The sequence below is a fragment of the Burkholderia sp. FERM BP-3421 genome, assembly GCF_028657905.1.
Classification (GTDB): Bacteria; Pseudomonadota; Gammaproteobacteria; order Burkholderiales; family Burkholderiaceae; genus Burkholderia.
Map to the genome: position 1 here is coordinate 552265 of NZ_CP117780.1, position 16344 is coordinate 568608.

The 16344-nt window shown below is 73.9% G+C and carries 5 protein-coding genes (1 of these 5 only partly in view); all 5 read left to right on the plus strand.

Annotation, left to right across the window (positions count from 1 at the left end; all coding sequences use genetic code 11):
• Tightly spaced (each overlapping or abutting the next), the 5 genes in view from Bsp3421_RS03190 to Bsp3421_RS03210 form a layout consistent with a single transcriptional unit that may run on beyond the window.
• Positions 1 to 135: a hypothetical protein gene (locus Bsp3421_RS03190; protein WP_273995375.1), complete on the plus strand. Its 135-nt coding sequence runs from the start codon at positions 1 to 3 to the stop codon at positions 133 to 135.
• Complete coding sequence (locus tag Bsp3421_RS03195) at positions 132 to 5222, plus strand: non-ribosomal peptide synthetase (RefSeq protein WP_273995377.1); 5091 nt, start codon at positions 132 to 134, stop codon at positions 5220 to 5222. The genes Bsp3421_RS03190 and Bsp3421_RS03195 overlap by 4 nt, the downstream gene beginning before the upstream one ends.
• Entirely contained in the window at positions 5222 to 9916 is a 4695-nt protein-coding gene (locus tag Bsp3421_RS03200) for an SDR family NAD(P)-dependent oxidoreductase (protein ID WP_273995379.1), read from the plus strand. Before Bsp3421_RS03195 ends, Bsp3421_RS03200 begins: the two co-directional genes overlap by 1 nt.
• Positions 9913 to 13500, plus strand: coding sequence for a type I polyketide synthase (locus tag Bsp3421_RS03205; RefSeq protein ID WP_273995381.1), 3588 nt, complete (start codon positions 9913 to 9915; stop codon positions 13498 to 13500). The genes Bsp3421_RS03200 and Bsp3421_RS03205 overlap by 4 nt, the downstream gene beginning before the upstream one ends.
• Positions 13497 to 16344: the 5' portion of a non-ribosomal peptide synthetase gene (locus tag Bsp3421_RS03210; RefSeq protein ID WP_273995382.1), read on the plus strand. Its footprint extends 6431 nt past the window's final position; 2848 of the gene's 9279 nt are visible here — the first part of the coding sequence; its start codon is at positions 13497 to 13499; its stop codon lies off the right edge, out of view. The genes Bsp3421_RS03205 and Bsp3421_RS03210 overlap by 4 nt, the downstream gene beginning before the upstream one ends.

The window sequence follows — 16344 nt, forward strand, 5'->3', positions numbered from 1 at the left end:
ATGAAGGTCGAATTGAAGCGACGGGTCGACGGCGCCGAGCGGATCTCGGTCCGGAACGGATCCGGGCCGGATCGGACCGACCCGGCGGTGCGCACGCGCCGGCACGATGGCCGTACGACGGAGAACGCGCAATGAATGTTTCATCCAACGGCGTATCGGCCGGGTCGCGCCGCGACGTGTTGTCCATCGCTGGACGATTGATGTCGCGTGCGGAAGCGACGCCCGATCTGCTCGCGTATGCATCGGCCGATCCGACGCGGGACGCGGTGCTGACCTACGCGGCATTGTGCGAGCGCGCATCCGCGATCGCGGCGCGCCTCGCGCGCGAGACGGCGATCGGGGACCGCGTGATGCTGGTCTACCAGGATCCGCTGGACTTCGTTCCCGCGTTCTTCGGCTGCTGCCTGGCCGGCGTGATTCCCGTTCCCATCACGCCTCGCCACGGTCGCGACACGATGGTCGCGATCGCGCACGACTGCGGCGCAACCATCGCGCTGACCGCCGAAGCACGCGACGCGCTGCCGGACCTGCGCTGGATGCGCACGGACGACGGCGAGCGCGGCGCGCCCTTCCTGCGGGTCGTGGCCGATACCAGCCCGGCGCTGCTGCAATACACGTCGGGGTCGACGCGCACGCCGCAGGGCGTCGTGGTCACGCACACGGGCTTGTGCGCGACGATCGACGACCTCGATCGCGGCGCGATGCACGACGCGCGCAGCGTGATGGTCAGCTGGCTGCCGTACTTCCATGACATGGGCCTCGTCTACGGCATCCTCACGCCGCTGCATTGTGGCTTCCCCGCCTATCTGATGGCGCCGGAAAAATTCGTCGCGCAGCCGATGTCGTGGCTGCGCGCGATCGCGGCACGGCGCGGCACGCACACGGCCGCGCCGAATTTCGCCTACGCGCTGTGCACGGACCGCGCGGCCGATCTCGCGCCCGGCACCGACCTGTCGTCGCTGCGCTACGCGCTCAACGGCGCGGAACCCGTGCGCTGCGACACGGTGCGCCGCTTCACGGCGGCGTTCGCGCCGTTCGGGCTGGGCGAATCCGTGGTCGTGCCCGGCTACGGTCTCGCCGAGGCGACTCTGAAAGTGACCGCCGGGCGCTGCGGAGAGGGCACGCGCAGCATGCGTTTCGAGCGCGGCGCATTGGCGCGCGGCCGCGTGGCGACGGATGTGGAAGGCGTGGAGCTGGCGGCGTGCGGCGCGAGCCTGATCGATACGCGCGTGCGGATCGTCGACCCGGACACGCGCGTGCCGTGCTCGCCCGACGCCATCGGCGAAATCTGGGTGGCTGGGCGCACGGTCGCCGACAGTTACTGGCGGCGACCGGAGGAATCGCGCGAGATCTTCGGCGCGCGGCTGGCGGACGGCGACGGCCCGTGGCTGCGGACCGGCGATCTCGGCTTCCTGCATGACGGCGCGTTGTTCGTGGCGAGCCGCCTGAAAGACCTGATCATCGTCGGCGGCCGGAATTTCTACAGCCACGACCTCGAAGACACCGTGTCGGCCTGCCATCCGTCGATCCGCATGGGGCGCGTGTTCGCGGCCGCGGTCGACGGCGCGGACGGCGAGGGGATCCTGGTCGGCACGGAGGTGCGCGCCGGCTGCGACGAGGCGGCCGCGCGCGCGATCCTGCCGGTGATTCGCGCGGCGCTCACGCGGGCGCATGGCGTGGCTCCGGCGCGCATCGTGCTGCTGTGGCGCGGGAGCATCCTGCGCACGTCGAGCGGCAAGACCCGCCGGATCGCCACGCGCGACGCGCTGCTGCGCGGCGAGCTGCGGATCGTGGCCGACGACGGCGGCGACGCGGCCGACGATGCGCTCCTGGCCGAGATCGCCCGCTTCGTGCCCGGGGCCGCGACCGATCCCGCCGCCCGGCTCATCGACCTCGGGCTCGACTCGCTGTCGGCCGCGCGGCTGGCTGCCGCCGTGCGCGCGCGTCACGGCGTGGAACTGTCGTTCGCGACGCTGTTCGCGGCCTCGGCCGGGCAGCTGCGCGACATGATCGCCGACGGCCCGCGCGCGCCCGCCGCCGCGCCCGCCGCATTGCGGCAGTACGCCGCCGGGGAGCCGTTCGAGCTGTCCGAGATGCAGCAGGCCTACTGGATCGGCCAACAGGGCGGCGTGCCGCTCGGCAGCGTGGCGCCGCACATCCGCGTCGACTTCGAGGTCGACGCCGCGCGCGTGCCCGAGCTGGGCCGGCGCCTCGCGCAGCTCGTCGCGCGTCATCCGTCCTTGCGGATGACGGTGTGCGCGGACGGGCGCGGGGTGTTCGATGCGCACGCCTATGACCTGCCCCTGCCGCAGCAGGATCTGCGCGGACTCGACGCGGCGGCCGTGGACGAATGCCTGCGCGCGACGCGCGCGCTGCTGGCCGAGCGCGATGCGCAGCCCGTCGTCGCGGCCGTCACCCGCCTCACCGACAGCACGGCGATCCTGCACCTCCGGCTCGGGCTGCTGGCGGGCGACCTGCGCAGCTTCCTGCTGCTGATGCACGAACTGGTTCACGGCGCGGCCGACACGCCCGCGCCGTTCATCGCGCCGCTGCCGCCGCCGTCGCTGCCCGACGCGCACCGCGAGGCATGGCTGCGCCGGGTCGAATCGGTCGCGCCGGCCCCCGAACTGCCGATGACGATGGCGCTCGCCGAGGTCGCGGAGCCGCGTTTCGCCGCCTGTCGCGCGGAACTGAGCGCGCCGCTGTCCGCCGCGCTGACGGCGCGCGCGCAGGCGCTGGGCGTCACGCTCACGTCGCTGTGCATTGCCGCGTTCGCCGACGTGCTGCGGCTGTGGGCGGCGTCCCACGCCTTCACGCTCAACGTGACCTGCAATACGCGGGCGGCGCAGGCTGGGCAGGCGATCGGCGACTACACGAGCAATACCCTGCTGACGCTGAGCGCGCATCACGCATCGTTCGGCGCGTTCGCGCAGGCGGTGCAGCAGCAGGTGTGGGCCGATCTGGACGCGCCGTGGTGCTCCGGCGTATCGATCCTGCGCGAGCTGGCCCGCCGCAACGGCGCGCCCGTGCTGATGCCGGTGGTGCTGACGAGCCTGCTGTCGGGCGATCCGGCCGACGATCTGGCGATCCTCGACGGCATCGGGCGCGTGGTCGACATAGCCAATCCGACGCCGCAGGTGTCGCTGCACGCGATTCTCGGCCGGCGCGGCGAGCAGCTGGTCGTGATGTGGGAATCGGTCGCGCAGCTGTTCCCCGACGGCCTGGTCGACGCGATGTTCGCGACCTTCCTCGGCGCGCTGGAGACGATCGCGACCGAAGCGGCCGCCGTCGAACGGCCGACGATCGCGCGGCTCGCGCCGGAGCAGGCGGCGCGGCGCGCGGCCGCCAACGCCACCGGGGTCGCGCGCGCGCCGCGCCGGCTGGAGACGCCGATCGTCCATCATGCGCGGGCGACGCCCGAGGCGATCGCGGTGATGCAGGGCGGGACGACGTTGACGTATGGCGCGCTGCTGCGCGACGCGGAGGATATCGCCGGCGCGCTGCGGCAACGCGGCGTCGCGCGCGGCGAGGTGGTGGCGGCGATCGTCGCGCCGGGCCCGCGCGCGGTCGCGGCGCTGCTCGGCATCGTGTTGGCGGGCGCGGTGTACCTGCCGATCGAGCCGTCCTGGCCGATCGCGCGCATCGAGGAGCTGCTCGGGGAGGCGGGCGCGCGTCACGCGGTCACGACGGCGGGCGACCTGGCGCTGCCGGTGCCGACGCTGCGCCTCGACCTGCGGCTGCCGCGCAGCGCGCCGGAGCCGGACACGAGCACGGACACGAGCACGGACACGGACACGGACACGGACACGGACACGGACGACGCGGCCTACGTGATCTTCACGTCCGGTTCGACGGGGCGGCCGAAGGGCGTGCTGATCGCGCACGCCGCCGCCGCGAACACGATCGACGACCTCAACGCGCGTTTCGCGGTCGGCCCGGCCGATCGCGCGCTGTGCGTATCGTCGCTGGCCTTCGACCTGTCGGTCTACGACATCTTCGGCCTGCTCGCGGCGGGCGGCACGGTAGTGTTCCCCGAGCGCGCGCGCGATCCCGATGCGATCGCGCAGGCGCTGCGCGACGCACAGGTCACCATCTGGAACTCCGTGCCGGCCGTGCTCGAACTGCTGCTCGACGTGGCGGCGCCGCGCTCGCCGGATCTGCGCCTCGCGCTCCTGAGCGGCGACTGGATCGCGCCCGGGCTGGCCGCGCGGCTGCGCGACGCGTTTCCGGCGCTGCGGCCGATCAGCCTGGGCGGGGCGACGGAAGTGTCGATCTGGTCGGTCGTGCATCCGATCGCGCCCGCCGACGCGGCGCTCGCGTCGATTCCCTATGGCCGGCCGCTGTCGAACCAGCAGTGCTTCGTGCGCACGGCCGACGGCCGCGAGCGTCCGGACGGCGTGGTGGGCGAGCTGCTGCTCGGCGGACGCGGCCTCGCGCTCGCCTACCTCGGCAACGACGCGGAAACCGAACGCCGCTTCTTCCTCGACGCCGAGGGCCGGCGGCTGTACCGCACGGGCGACCTCGCGCGCTGGCTGCCCGACGGCGAACTCGAACTGCTGGGCCGCATGGACGGGCAGGTCAAGGTGCAGGGCTACCGGATCGAGCTGGGCGAGATCGAGGCGGCCGCGATGCGCGCGGGCTGCGTCGCGCGCGCGGTGGCGTCGGTGGCCAAGCGCCACGGCGCGACGGTGATCCAGCTGCACGTGGTCGCGCACCCGGGGTCGCACGGCGACGTCGTCGCGGCCGTGCGCACCGAGCTGGTCCTGCATCTGCCCGCCTACATGCAGCCGCATCACGTGATGGTGCTCGATGCGCTGCCGCTCACGGCGAACGGCAAGGTCGACCGCGCCCGTCTCGCCGCCATGGCGGCCCCGTCGGCCGCGTCCGCCGCTCCGGTCCAGGCCCCGGTCGCGGCGCGCCGCGACACCTCGCTCGAGGCGACGATGCGCGCCGCGTTCGCCGAGGTGGTCGGCGTCGAGATCGACCCGCAGCAGGGTTTCTTCGATGCGGGCGCCACCTCGATGCACATCGTGCGGCTGCGCGCGCTGCTCGCGTCGCGCGGCGTCGCGGTGCCGCCGCTCGTCGAATTCTTCTCGCTGGCCACGATCCGCGCGCTCGCCGCGCGCGCCGGCTCGGGCGAGGCAACCTTTTCACCTACGACTGACGTCGACGGCGTACGCGCCTATCGACAGCGCGTACGCGCACGCAAGGAGGCTTTGTGATGACTTACGAAACACCCGTCGACGCCGTTGCCATCATCGGCGCCAGCTGCCGCCTGCCCGGCGCCGCCACCCTCGAACAGTTCTGGTCGATGATCGCCGACGGCCGGGTCGGGATCGAGCGCTTCGGCGCCGACGCGGCGCGCCGCGAGGGCGTGCCGGAGACGGTGCTGGCCCAGCCCGGCTTCGTCGGCGCGGGCGGCCCGCTCGACGGCGTCGACCAGTTCGACGCCGCGTACTTCGGCATCCCGCCGTCGCAGGCGGCGGCCATGGACCCGCAGCAGCGGATCTTCCTCGAATGCGTGCACGAGGCGCTCGAACGCGCCGGGCACGGCGCGGTGCGCGGCGCGCGCGTCGGCATCTGGGCCGGCTCGGCCAGCGTCGACTATCTCGTCGACCACGTGCGCGACCGGCTCGATCGCGCCTCGCCGAATCGCTATCTGCAGCAATGGGTCGGCGTCGACAAGGATTATCTCGCGACGCAGGTCGCCTACCGGCTCGACTTCGGCGGCCCGGCCATCACGCTGCAGACGGCCTGTTCGACCTCGCTCGTCGCGGTGGTCCAGGCCTTGCAGGCGCTGCTGAGCTTCCAGTGCGATTTCGCGGTCGCGGGCGGGGTCAGCGTCGCGCTGCCGCAGCGGCAGGGGCATGTATACGAGGAGGGCAGCATCCTGTCCGCGGACGGCGCGTGCCGGCCGTTCACGACCGACAGCAGCGGCACGGTGTTCGGCAACGGCGCGGGCGTGGTGGTGCTGCGCCGCCTGGAGGACGCGCTCGCCGACGGCGATCCGATCATGGCGGTGATCCGCGGCGGCGCGGTCAACAACGACGGCGCGGCGAAGGTCGGCTTCACCGCGCCGGGCGGCCGCGGGCAGAACGACGTGATCCGCCAGGCGCTCGCGCTCAGCGAGGTCGACGGGGCGTCGATCGGCTATGTCGAGACGCACGGCACGGGCACGGCGATCGGCGACGAGGTCGAACTGGCCGCGCTGCGCGCGGCGCTGGGCGAGCGCGCCGACGCCGACGCACGCTGCGCGCTCGGCACGCTGAAGGCGAATGTCGGGCATCTGAACGCGGCGGCGGGCGCGTGCGGGCTGATCAAGGCCGCGCTCGCGGTCGAGCACGGGCAGATTCCGGGCGCGCTCGGCGCGGCGCAGGCGATCGACGCGCTGCGCGGCGAGTCGGCGTTCTACCTGCCGGCGGCGACGACGCCGTGGGCGGCGCCGGTTCGACGCGCGGGCGTGAGTTCGTTCGGCATCGGCGGCACCAATGCGCACGTGATCATCGAGGCCGCGCCGCCGCGCGCGCCGCGCACGCCGCACGTCGCGCCGCTCCTGCTGCTGTCGGCGCGCGGCGACGCGGCGCTGTCCGCGTTGTGCGCGGACTATGCGGCGTTTCTCGAACGGAATCCCGAACTGCGGATCGAGGATGCGTGCCTGACGGCGGCCCTCGGGCGTCGTCATTGGGAGCAGCGCGCGGCGTTTCGCGCCGAATCCCGCGCGGAACTGATCGGTGCGCTGCGCGCATTCGCCGCCGGCGAGCGCGAAGCGGGCGTGATCGCGGCGGCGCTGCCGGCGCGCGTGCCGGAAGTGAGTTTCGCGTTCGGCGGCGTGCGCGACCTCGATGCGGCGCTGGCCGGCGTGCAGGCCTGGCAGGCGAGCGGCGTCACGCCGGCCAGCGTGTGCGCGACGGGCGACGGCGTGTTCGCGGCGGCCTTCGCGGCGGGCGCGCTGAGTCTCGACGATGCGCGGCAGCGCCGCGTGGCGCGCGCCGTCGCGCCGTCGCTGCTGTGGATCGGGGCGGCCTCGGGCCTGCCGCTCGACAGCGCGGAAGCCGTGCGCGACGAACTCGCGAACGCGAACGCGACGGCGGACGCCGCCGCCACGGCGGCGCTGGAAGCGGCGGGCGCGGAATACGTGCTCGATTTCGGCGAGGTGGCGCTGGGCGCGCAGGCGGCCGGCATGGCGTCGCTCGATCCGGCTTCACCGGACACGCTCGCGCGGCTGTGGACGGCCGGCGTGACGCTCGATCTCGCACAGCACTACCGCGACGGCAACCGCGTGGTGCTGCCGACCTATCCGTTCCAGCGCGAACGCCACTGGATCGACCGCGCGCCGCGCTTCGCGACGGGCGGTGCGAGCCCGTTCCTCGGACGGCGTACTGACGCGCCCGCGCTGAACGCGATCTTCTTCGACGCCGAATGGAGCGTGGCCACGCTGCCGTTCCTGCAGGATCACGTGATCTACGACAAGGTCGTGGTGTCCGGCGCGGCGCTCGCGGTGATGATCGCCGACGGCGTGCGTGTGCTCACGGAATCGGACGCCTGCGTGCTGAGCGACCTGCGATTCCCGGCCGCGCTGGTGATTCCGCCGGGTGCGGCGCGGCACGTCCAGCTGCAACTGGTGCGGGACGGCGAGGGCTTCGAGGCCACGGTGCTGACGCCCGATTCCGCCGACATCCATGCGACGGCGCGGGTCGACGCGGGCGAAGCGCCGGGCGTCGCGCCGGCGCAGCCGGTGCAGGGCGAAGCGATCTCCGCCGCGCTGCTCGACGGCTGGCTGCGCGCGCGCAGCGTTGTCATGGGGCCGACCTTCCGGCGGCTCTCGGAGATGGTGGTCGGCGATGGCGAAGCATCCTGCGCGATGCGCGCCGACGCCGACGACGCGGGGTGGCAGCTGCACCCGGGGATTCTCGATTCGGTGCTGCAGCTGGTGGCGGCCGCCGCGCGGCCCGACGGCAGCAAGGCGTTCGTGCCGACCCGCATCGCGCGGCTCGCGCTGCACGGGCGCACGGGCGCCGGGATGCGCTGCCATGCGTCGGCCGGGCGCGGCGCGGCGAGCGTGTTCGACGCCAACCGGATGCTGATCGAGCTGACCGGCCTCGAATCGCGCGAGGTCACGCGCAATGAATTGCTGCGCATCGAGCCGCTGCGCGAGGGCTACGCGGTCGAATGGCGCGACGTGGCGGACGGCGAGCGCGCCGCGTTGCCGGAGCCGATCGTGATCCTGCGCGACGCGGGGCAGGTCGCGGCGGGCTTGGCCTCGCTGTTGCGCGACGAGCGCAAGGACACGCTGGTCGTGGCGAGCGTGGACGAGATTCCGTTCGACCGGGCGGGCCTGATCGTCGATTGCCGCGGGATCGAGGCGCGCGCGGACGCGCCCGCGCCGGCGCTCTACGAAGGGGCGCTCGCGTTGTTCGCGACGGCCGCGCGGCGCGACCTGCCGTGCCGGATCGCCGTCGTGCTCGCGCCGGATGCGCCCGCGGCCGCGCCGCTGCAGGCGCTGTCGCGCGCGGTGGCGATGGAAACGCCGCATCTCCAGACGCTCGCGCTGCATGCGGGCGACGCCCGCGCGATCCGTCGCGGCCTTGACTTCATCGACCGGGAGACCGAAGTCGCGGTGCGCGGCGAGGCGGTCAGCGCGCCGCGCTTCGACGAGCGCGCGCTGCCGCGCCGCGCGGATCTCGCGCTCGCGGGCGACGCGACCTGGCTGATCACGGGCGGCCTGGGCGAACTGGGCCTGCGCGTCGCGGGCTGGCTCGCCGCGCTCGGCGCGCGCACGCTGGTGCTGACCGGCCGCCGGCCGGCCGATGCCGCCGCCGAGGCGGTGCTGGCCGCGCTGCGCCGCGACGGCGTCGAGGTGCGGGTGAAGCAGGCCGACGTGGCGGTGGCGGCGGACGTCGATGCGCTGCTCGCCGAGATCGACGCGACGCTGCCGCCGCTGCGCGGGATCTGCCATCTGGCGGGCGTGGTCGAGGACCGCCTCGTCGTCGACGTCACGCCCGAGTCGCTGGCCGCGACCCTCGCCGGCAAGGCCCAGGGCGCATGGCTGCTGCACGAGCGCACCCGGCGTCATCCGCTCGAGCACTTCGTGCTGTTCTCGTCGGCCGCCGCCGCATTCGGCGCCGCGGGACAGTCGACCTACGCGATGGCGAACGCCTACCTCGACGCGCTCGCCGCGCACCGTCGCGCGCAAGGGCTGCCCGCGCAGTCGATGGCCTGGGGGCCGTGGCAGGACGTCGGCATGCTGGCCCGCACGAGCGCGACCGCGAAGCGGCGGCTCGCGCAGCTGGGCATCGGCCAGATCGACACCGAGTGCGGCCGCGCGACCTTCGAGATCGCGCTGGCGGCCGAGCTGCCGCCGCACATCGTGCTGCTGCCGGTCGACTGGCCGCGCCTGATCGAGCAGTGGCCGCCGCATGTGCCGGCGAGCCGCTTCGCCGGCATCGCCACCGCGCAGCCGGGCGCCGGCCTCACGTCGTCGGTCAGCGAGCTGCTGGCGCTGCCCGCCGACGAACGGCGGCCGCGCCTGTTCGCGCTGCTGGCGGAAGACGCGGCGGCCGTGACCGGCACGCCGCTCGCCTCGCTCGATCCGGAGCGCTCGCTGTTCGACTACGACCTCGATTCGCTGCTGATCACCGATCTGCGCGTGCGGCTCGAAAAACGTTTCGGCCGCACGATCTCGACCACGGTGATTTTTTCGAATCCGACCATCGCCGCGCTCGCGGACCATCTGGCGCGCACGCTGTTCGGCGCGACGGACAGCGCTCCGGCGACGCAGCCGGTGCCGGCTTCCGCCGCGCGGGCTCACGCCGCCGAGATCGAGCCGTCGACCGATACGGCGCAGCTGTCTCAAGAGGAGATCGTCGAAATGCTGTCCGCGAAACTGGACGAACTTCGCGGAGCGGGGGCGCGATGAGCCAGATCGAAACGACTGCCCTGATGCAGAACGCGCTGCGCGAGATCGAGCGTCTGCAGCGCAAGCTCGGCGGCGTCGAGCAGCAGCTGCACGCGCCGATCGCCGTGGTCGGCATGGGTTGCCGCTTCGCGGGCGCCGATTCGCCGGAGGCGCTGTGGCAGCGCCTGCTCGACGGCGCGGACGGCGTGCGCGAGGTGCCGGCCGAGCGCTGGGACGCCGAGCGCTACTTCGATGCGGACCCGGACGCGAGCGGGCGCATCTACTGCCGGGCCGGCAGCTTTCTCGACGATGTGGCGTCGTTCGACGCCGGATTCTTCGGGATTTCGGCGCGCGAGGCGGCGATGCTCGATCCGCAGCAGCGCATGCTGCTCGAAGTGGTGTGGGAAGCGATCGAACGCGCCGGCATTCCGGCCGCCGAGCTGAAAGGCTCGGCGACGGGCGTGTTCGCGGGCGTGATGCACCAGGACTACGCGCACCGTTTCCGCGACGCGGACGACGTCGACCTGTACACGGCGTCGGGCAATGCGCCCAGCGTGCTCGCGGGCCGCGTGTCGCACGTGCTCGGCCTGCACGGGCCGACGCTCACGATCGACACGGCCTGTTCGTCGTCGCTGGTCGCCGTGCATCTTGCCTGCAATGCGCTGCGTGCCGGCGAATGCGACATCGCGATCGTCGGCGGGGTCAACGTCGTGCTGTCGCCGTTGTCGACCGCGGCCGAGTGTCGGGCGCACATGCTGTCGCCGAGCGGCCGCTGCCGTTCGTTCGACGACGGTGCGGACGGCTTCGTGCGCGGCGAGGGCTGCGGCGTGGTCGTGCTGCAGCGGCTCGCCGACGCGCAGGCCGCGGGCCGCGCGATCGATGCGCTGATCGCGGGTTCGGCGGTCAACCACGACGGCCGCAGCGCGGGGCTGACCGTGCCGAACGAGCATGCGCAGCGCGAGCTGGTGCGCAGCGCGCTGCGCGCGGCGCGCATCGACGCGTCGCAGGTGCGCTATGTCGAGGCGCACGGGACCGGCACCGCGCTCGGCGATCCGATCGAGGCGGCGGCGCTCGCCTCCGTGTTCGCGGGCCGCGCGCCGGACGCGCGCGTGCTGCTCGGGTCGATCAAGAGCAACTTCGGGCATCTCGAAGGCGCGGCCGGGATCGCCGGGCTGATCAAGGCGGCGCTCGCGGTGCGTCATGGCGTGGTGCCCGCCACGCTGCACGTGCGCACGCCCAATCGCGGCATCGAGTGGGACACGCTGCCGCTGCGCCTCGCGCTCGGCAACGAGCGCATCGACGCGGGCGACGCGCCCTGTGTCGCGGGTGTCAGTTCGTTCGGCTTCAGCGGCACCAATGCGCATGCGGTGGTCGTCGCGCCGCCGCGCGTCGATGAGGGCGGAGCGGCGCGTGATGTGGCCGAGGCTGAGGTTGAAGCTGAGGCGGGCGCGTGCTTGTTGACCGTCTCCGCGAAATCCGACGCCTCGCTGCGCGGCAATGCCGCGCGTTATGCCGATCACCTGACGGGTCTCGACGCGTCGGCGTGGGCGGCGGCCTGCCATGCGTCGCATGTCGCGCGTTCGCATTTCCCGCACCGGCTCGCGGTGGTCGCCGCGAGCGCCGACGCGATGGCGCGCGAGCTGCGCCGCTTCGCGCGCGGCGAGGACGCGGCCGTCGCGAGCGGCGTATGCGGCGCGATGCCGATCGGCCGCGCGGCGGCAACCGCCGAGGCTGACGCGGCGCAGGATCCGGCCGCGCGCCTGGCGGCGCTCGCGCAGCGCTACGTGGCCGGCCAGCCGGTCGACTGGCCGGCGGCGATCGTCGCCGGCGGCCGTCTCGCGCCGCTGCCGACCTATGCCTTCGACCGGCAACGCTACTGGGTCGACGAGCGCCGCGCGAACGCGTCGTCGCCGCTGTACCGCGTCGCCTGGCAGCCGGCGCCGACGCCGGCCGTCTCGCGCCGCCCGGGCGGCCGGATCGTCGCGGGCGATCCGGCGTGCTGCGCGGCGGTGGCGCGCGCGCTCGACGCCGTGGGCGAACGCTGCACGATCGTGGCCGCCGAGATCGAGGCGATCCGCGCGGCGGGCTCGGCCGAACACGGCATCGTGCTTGCGTTCGACGACGCGGCGCGCGAATCCGCGCGTGAGCCGGTGGCGGCCGTCGCGCGTCACGGCGCGCTGCTGGGCGCGCTCGCGCGCCATCTGGCCGAGACGCCGTCGGCGGGGCCCGTCACGGTCGTCACGCGCGGCGCGCTGGCGACCGGGCCGGCGGAGGACGTCGACCCGGTCGCCGCCGCGTTGAGCGCCGCCGTGCGGGTGGCGCGACGCGAGCAGGGCGAGGCGTGGCGCGGCACGATCGATGTCGACGGTGCGCCGGCCTCGTTCGACACGCTCGCGGCGCTGCTTGGCGACGCATCCGCCGAGGAGCAGCAGGCGGTGCGCGGCGCGACCGTGCTGGTGCCGCGCCTGCGGCGCGCGGGGGCCGGCGCGGCCGACGCGATCCCGGCACTCGACGCCGACGCGGCCTATGTCGTGACGGGCGGCACCGGCGCGCTCGGTCTCGCGACCGCGCGCTGGCTCGCGGGCCGCGGCGCGCGTCATCTGCTGTTGATCAGTCGCGGGGGCGAAACCGGCGAGGACGTGCAGGCGGCCTGCGCGCGCTTGCGCGCCGACGGCGTCGAGGTGCGCGCGGCGGCGGCCGACATCGCCGACGAAGACGCGTTGCGCGAGGCGCTCGCCACGGCCGGCCGGCCGATTCGCGGCGTCGTGCACTGCGCGGGCGTCGTGCGCGATGCGCCGCTCGACACGCTGGACGCGGCGGCGTTCACGGCCGCGCTGCGCGCGAAAGTGGGCGGGGCGGTGTTGCTGGAGCGCCTGACCGATGCGCAGCCGCTCGACTTCTTCCTGCTGTACTCGTCCATCTCGGTCGTGGTGGGCCGCCACGGGCAGGCGGCGTATGCCGCCGCGAACGCGTATCTCGACGCGCTCGCGCAGCGGCGCAGCGCGCGCGCGCGCCCGGCGCTGTCGATCGGCTGGGGGCTGTGGGCGGCCGGCATGGGGGCGGCGGACGCCAGGACGGCCGGCCGGATCCGTGCGGGCGGCCTGCATCCGCTCGGCGAAGCCGAGGCGTTCGCGGCGCTGGAGCAGGCTTTCACGGGCGAGCCGCATGTGATCGTCGCGGCGATCGATCTTGCGCGGATCGCCGCGCAGCCCGACCTGCCGCGCCTGATCGAAGGCCTCACCGGCCGCCCGCCGGCCCCGCGCGCGCGGACCTTGTCGTTCGAGCAGCTGCGCGGGCGCACGGCCGACGCGCGCCGCGCCTTGGTGGCCGAGTATCTCGACGCCGAATTGCGCGCGGTGCTGTCGAGCCCGGCGGCGCTGCCGCATCAAACCTCGCTGCTGGATCTCGGCGTCGACTCGCTGACCGGCGCGGAACTGCGCAATGCGCTCGAACGCGCGTTGGGCGTATCGGTTGCGATCACGCACCTGATCGACGGCTCGTCGCTCGACGCCTTGATCGCGCGCGTCATGACGCAGGTGGAACGACGGCTCGTGACCGAACAGACCTCGGCCGCCGGCGCCGACACGGAGGAAATCACGCTATGACCCTGGTCAGACTCATGACCGATCTCGCCGACGCGGGCATCACGCTGCACCGCCGCGGCGACCAGCTTCACGTCCAGGGGCCGCCGGGCGCGCTCGGCGGCGCGCTTGTCGCGCGGCTGCGCGACGCCAAGGAAGCGCTGCTGCGCGTACTCGACGACGACGAGGCGTCGCGCGCGAGCCCGCTCGCGCCGGCGCGGCCGGGCGAAGGCGGCGACGCGGCGGCGCTGTCGCCGGGACAGGCGCGCCTCGTCGCGGCGACGCGGCTCGGCGATCCGGCGATGTACAACGAACAGGCCGCGATCGAACTCGCGGATGCCGTCGACGCGGCGGCCATCGCCCGCGCGTTCGCGTCGCTCGCGCGCCGGCACGACATCCTGCGCACCGTGTTCGTCGACGGCGAGCCGCAGCGGCAGGCGGTATTGCCCGAGCCGGTCGTGCTGCTCGAACGGTGGGCGGTCGACGGCGACGACACGTTGCGCGCGCGCGCGGCGGAGCTGGCCCGCATGCCGTTCGCGAGCGGCGCGCCGATGTGGCGCGTCGATGTGTTCTCCACGCCCGAGCGGGCGGCCGTGCTCGTGCTGACGATCCACCATGCGATCTTCGATCGCTGGTCGATGAGCGTGCTGATCCGCGACTTCAGCGCGTATCTCGCTTCGCCGGATGCGCCGCCGGCGTCGACGCCGCCTCTGAGCTACCGCGACTTCGCGGCCTGGCAGCACCGCTGGATGGCGACGCCGGACTATGCCGCGCAGCTCGAGGACTGGGTGGACACGCTCGCCTCGGTCGACGAGGTGCCCGCGATCCGCGGCGATCGTGCCCGGCCGCCCGCGCCGAGCGGGCGCGGCGGCACCCTGCGCGTCGCGCTGCCGGCTGACTGCATCGAAGCGGCGGCGGCGTTCTCGCGGACGCACAACACGACGCTGTTCACGACCCTCTTCAGCGTGTTCGCGCTGCTTCAGCATCGCTATACGGGCGAGGCCCGGGTGCTGGCGCTGACGCCCGCGGCGAACCGGCCGTTCCAGGCGGCCGAGGACATCGCCGGCTACTTCGTCAATCTGGTCGCGCTCGCGGCGGACCTGCGCGACGGCGACAGTTTCGGCGCGCTGGTCGGCCGGATGCGTGACGTCACGGCGCGCGCCTTCGCGCGGCAGGGCGTGCCGCTCGATGCGATCGTCGACCGGCTGCGCGCGCGCGGCGGGCCGCGCCACGACCAGTTCGCGCAGACCGTGTTCGCGTTTCAGAACGTTCGCCTGCCCGCGGTGCACACCGCGAGCGGCACGGCGAGCCCGTTCGATCTCGACAGCCCGTTCGCGCGTTTCGATCTCTACCTGTCGATCGAAGGCGACGAGCGCGGCACCTTCGCGGTTTGGCAATACAACACCGACCTGTTCGACGCAGACACCATCCGCCAGCTCGGGGCGCATTACATCGCGCTCTTGCGCGCGGCGCTGGCCGCGCCGGAAGCGGAGGCGCACGCGTTGCCGATGCTGTCCGGCGACGATGAGGCGCAGCTGCGCGCATGGGGGCGGCATGCCGAGCCGTATCGCTCCGACGCCACGATCGTCGAGTTGTTCCGCGCATGCGCGGCGGCGCATCCCGAGCGCACCGCGCTCGAACAGGGCACCGCGCGCTGGTCCTACGCGGACCTCGATCGCTGGTCGGCGCGCGCGGCCGCACGCCTGCGCGCGGCGGGCGTCGCGCCGGGCGCGGTGGTGGGCGTCGCGGGCGAGCGATCGCCGCGCCTGCTCGCCGCGTTCCTCGCGGTGCTGAAGGCGGGGGCGGCCTATCTGCCGCTCGATCCCGGCTATCCGGCGGCGCGCCTGGGCGCGCTGCTGGCCGACGCGGCGCCCGCGCTCGTGATCGTCGCCGACGGGCTCGACGCGGGCTGGCTCGGTGACTACGCCGGGCCGGTGCTGGGCCTGTCCGATTGCGAGGCCGAGGCGGACGGAGCGCCCGAGCGCGAGGCCCCCCGCGCCGAGGCGGACGACCTGGCCTACGTGATGTACACGTCGGGCTCGACCGGCCAGCCGAAGGGCGTGGCGATTCCGCATCGCGGCGTCGTGCGGCTCGCGACGGGCGGCGCGTATGCGCGGCTGGACGCCTCGACGGTGATGCTGCAGCAGTCGCCGCTCGGCTTCGACGCGTCGACGTTCGAGATCTGGGGCTGCTGGCTCAATGGCGGGCGGCTGGTGCTCGCGGCGTCCGGCATGCCGTTCTTCGATGCCGTGTCCGAGGCGATCGCGCGCGACGGCGTCACGACGATGTGGCTCACGGCCGACCTGTTCCGCATGATGGTCGAGGAGGAGCCGGCGGCGCTCGGCGGCCTGCGCGAGCTGCTGACGGGCGGCGACGCGCTGCCCGTCGCGAGTTGCCGCGCGTTTGTCGAGGCGTGCCCCGGTGTCGCGCTGATCAACGGCTACGGTCCGACGGAGAACACGACGTTCACCTGCAGCCACCGCGTGACGGCGGCCGACGTGCGGCGCGGCGCGATCCCGATCGGCCGGCCGATCGGCAACACCGAGGTACGCGTGGTCGACGCGCGGGGCGGCCTGGTTCCCGTCGGCGTGCCCGGCGAGCTGTGGGCGGGCGGCGACGGGCTGGCGCTCGGCTATCTCGGGCGCGCCGATCTGACGGCCGAGCGCTTCGTCGACGCACCGTCGCCCGACGGCGGGCGCTGGTATCGCACGGGCGACCTCGTGCGCTGGCGGCGTGACGGGGTGCTCGAATTCCTGGGCCGGATCGACTCGCAGGTCAAGCTGCGCGGCTATCGGATCGAACTCGGCGAGATCGAGGCGACGCTGGGCCATCACCCGGCGCTGAGCGGCTGCGCGGTGGCCTTGCGCC

Excerpts from the sequence above, each read along its gene's own strand:
- Bsp3421_RS03190 (WP_273995375.1), top strand. The coding sequence starts at position 1 with ATGAAGGTCGAATTGAAGCGACGGGTCGACGGCGCCGAGCGGATCTCG.
- Bsp3421_RS03195 (WP_273995377.1), top strand. The coding sequence starts at position 132 with ATGAATGTTTCATCCAACGGCGTATCGGCCGGGTCGCGCCGCGACGTG.
- Bsp3421_RS03200 (WP_273995379.1), top strand. The coding sequence starts at position 5,222 with ATGACTTACGAAACACCCGTCGACGCCGTTGCCATCATCGGCGCCAGC.
- Bsp3421_RS03205 (WP_273995381.1), top strand. The coding sequence starts at position 9,913 with ATGAGCCAGATCGAAACGACTGCCCTGATGCAGAACGCGCTGCGCGAG.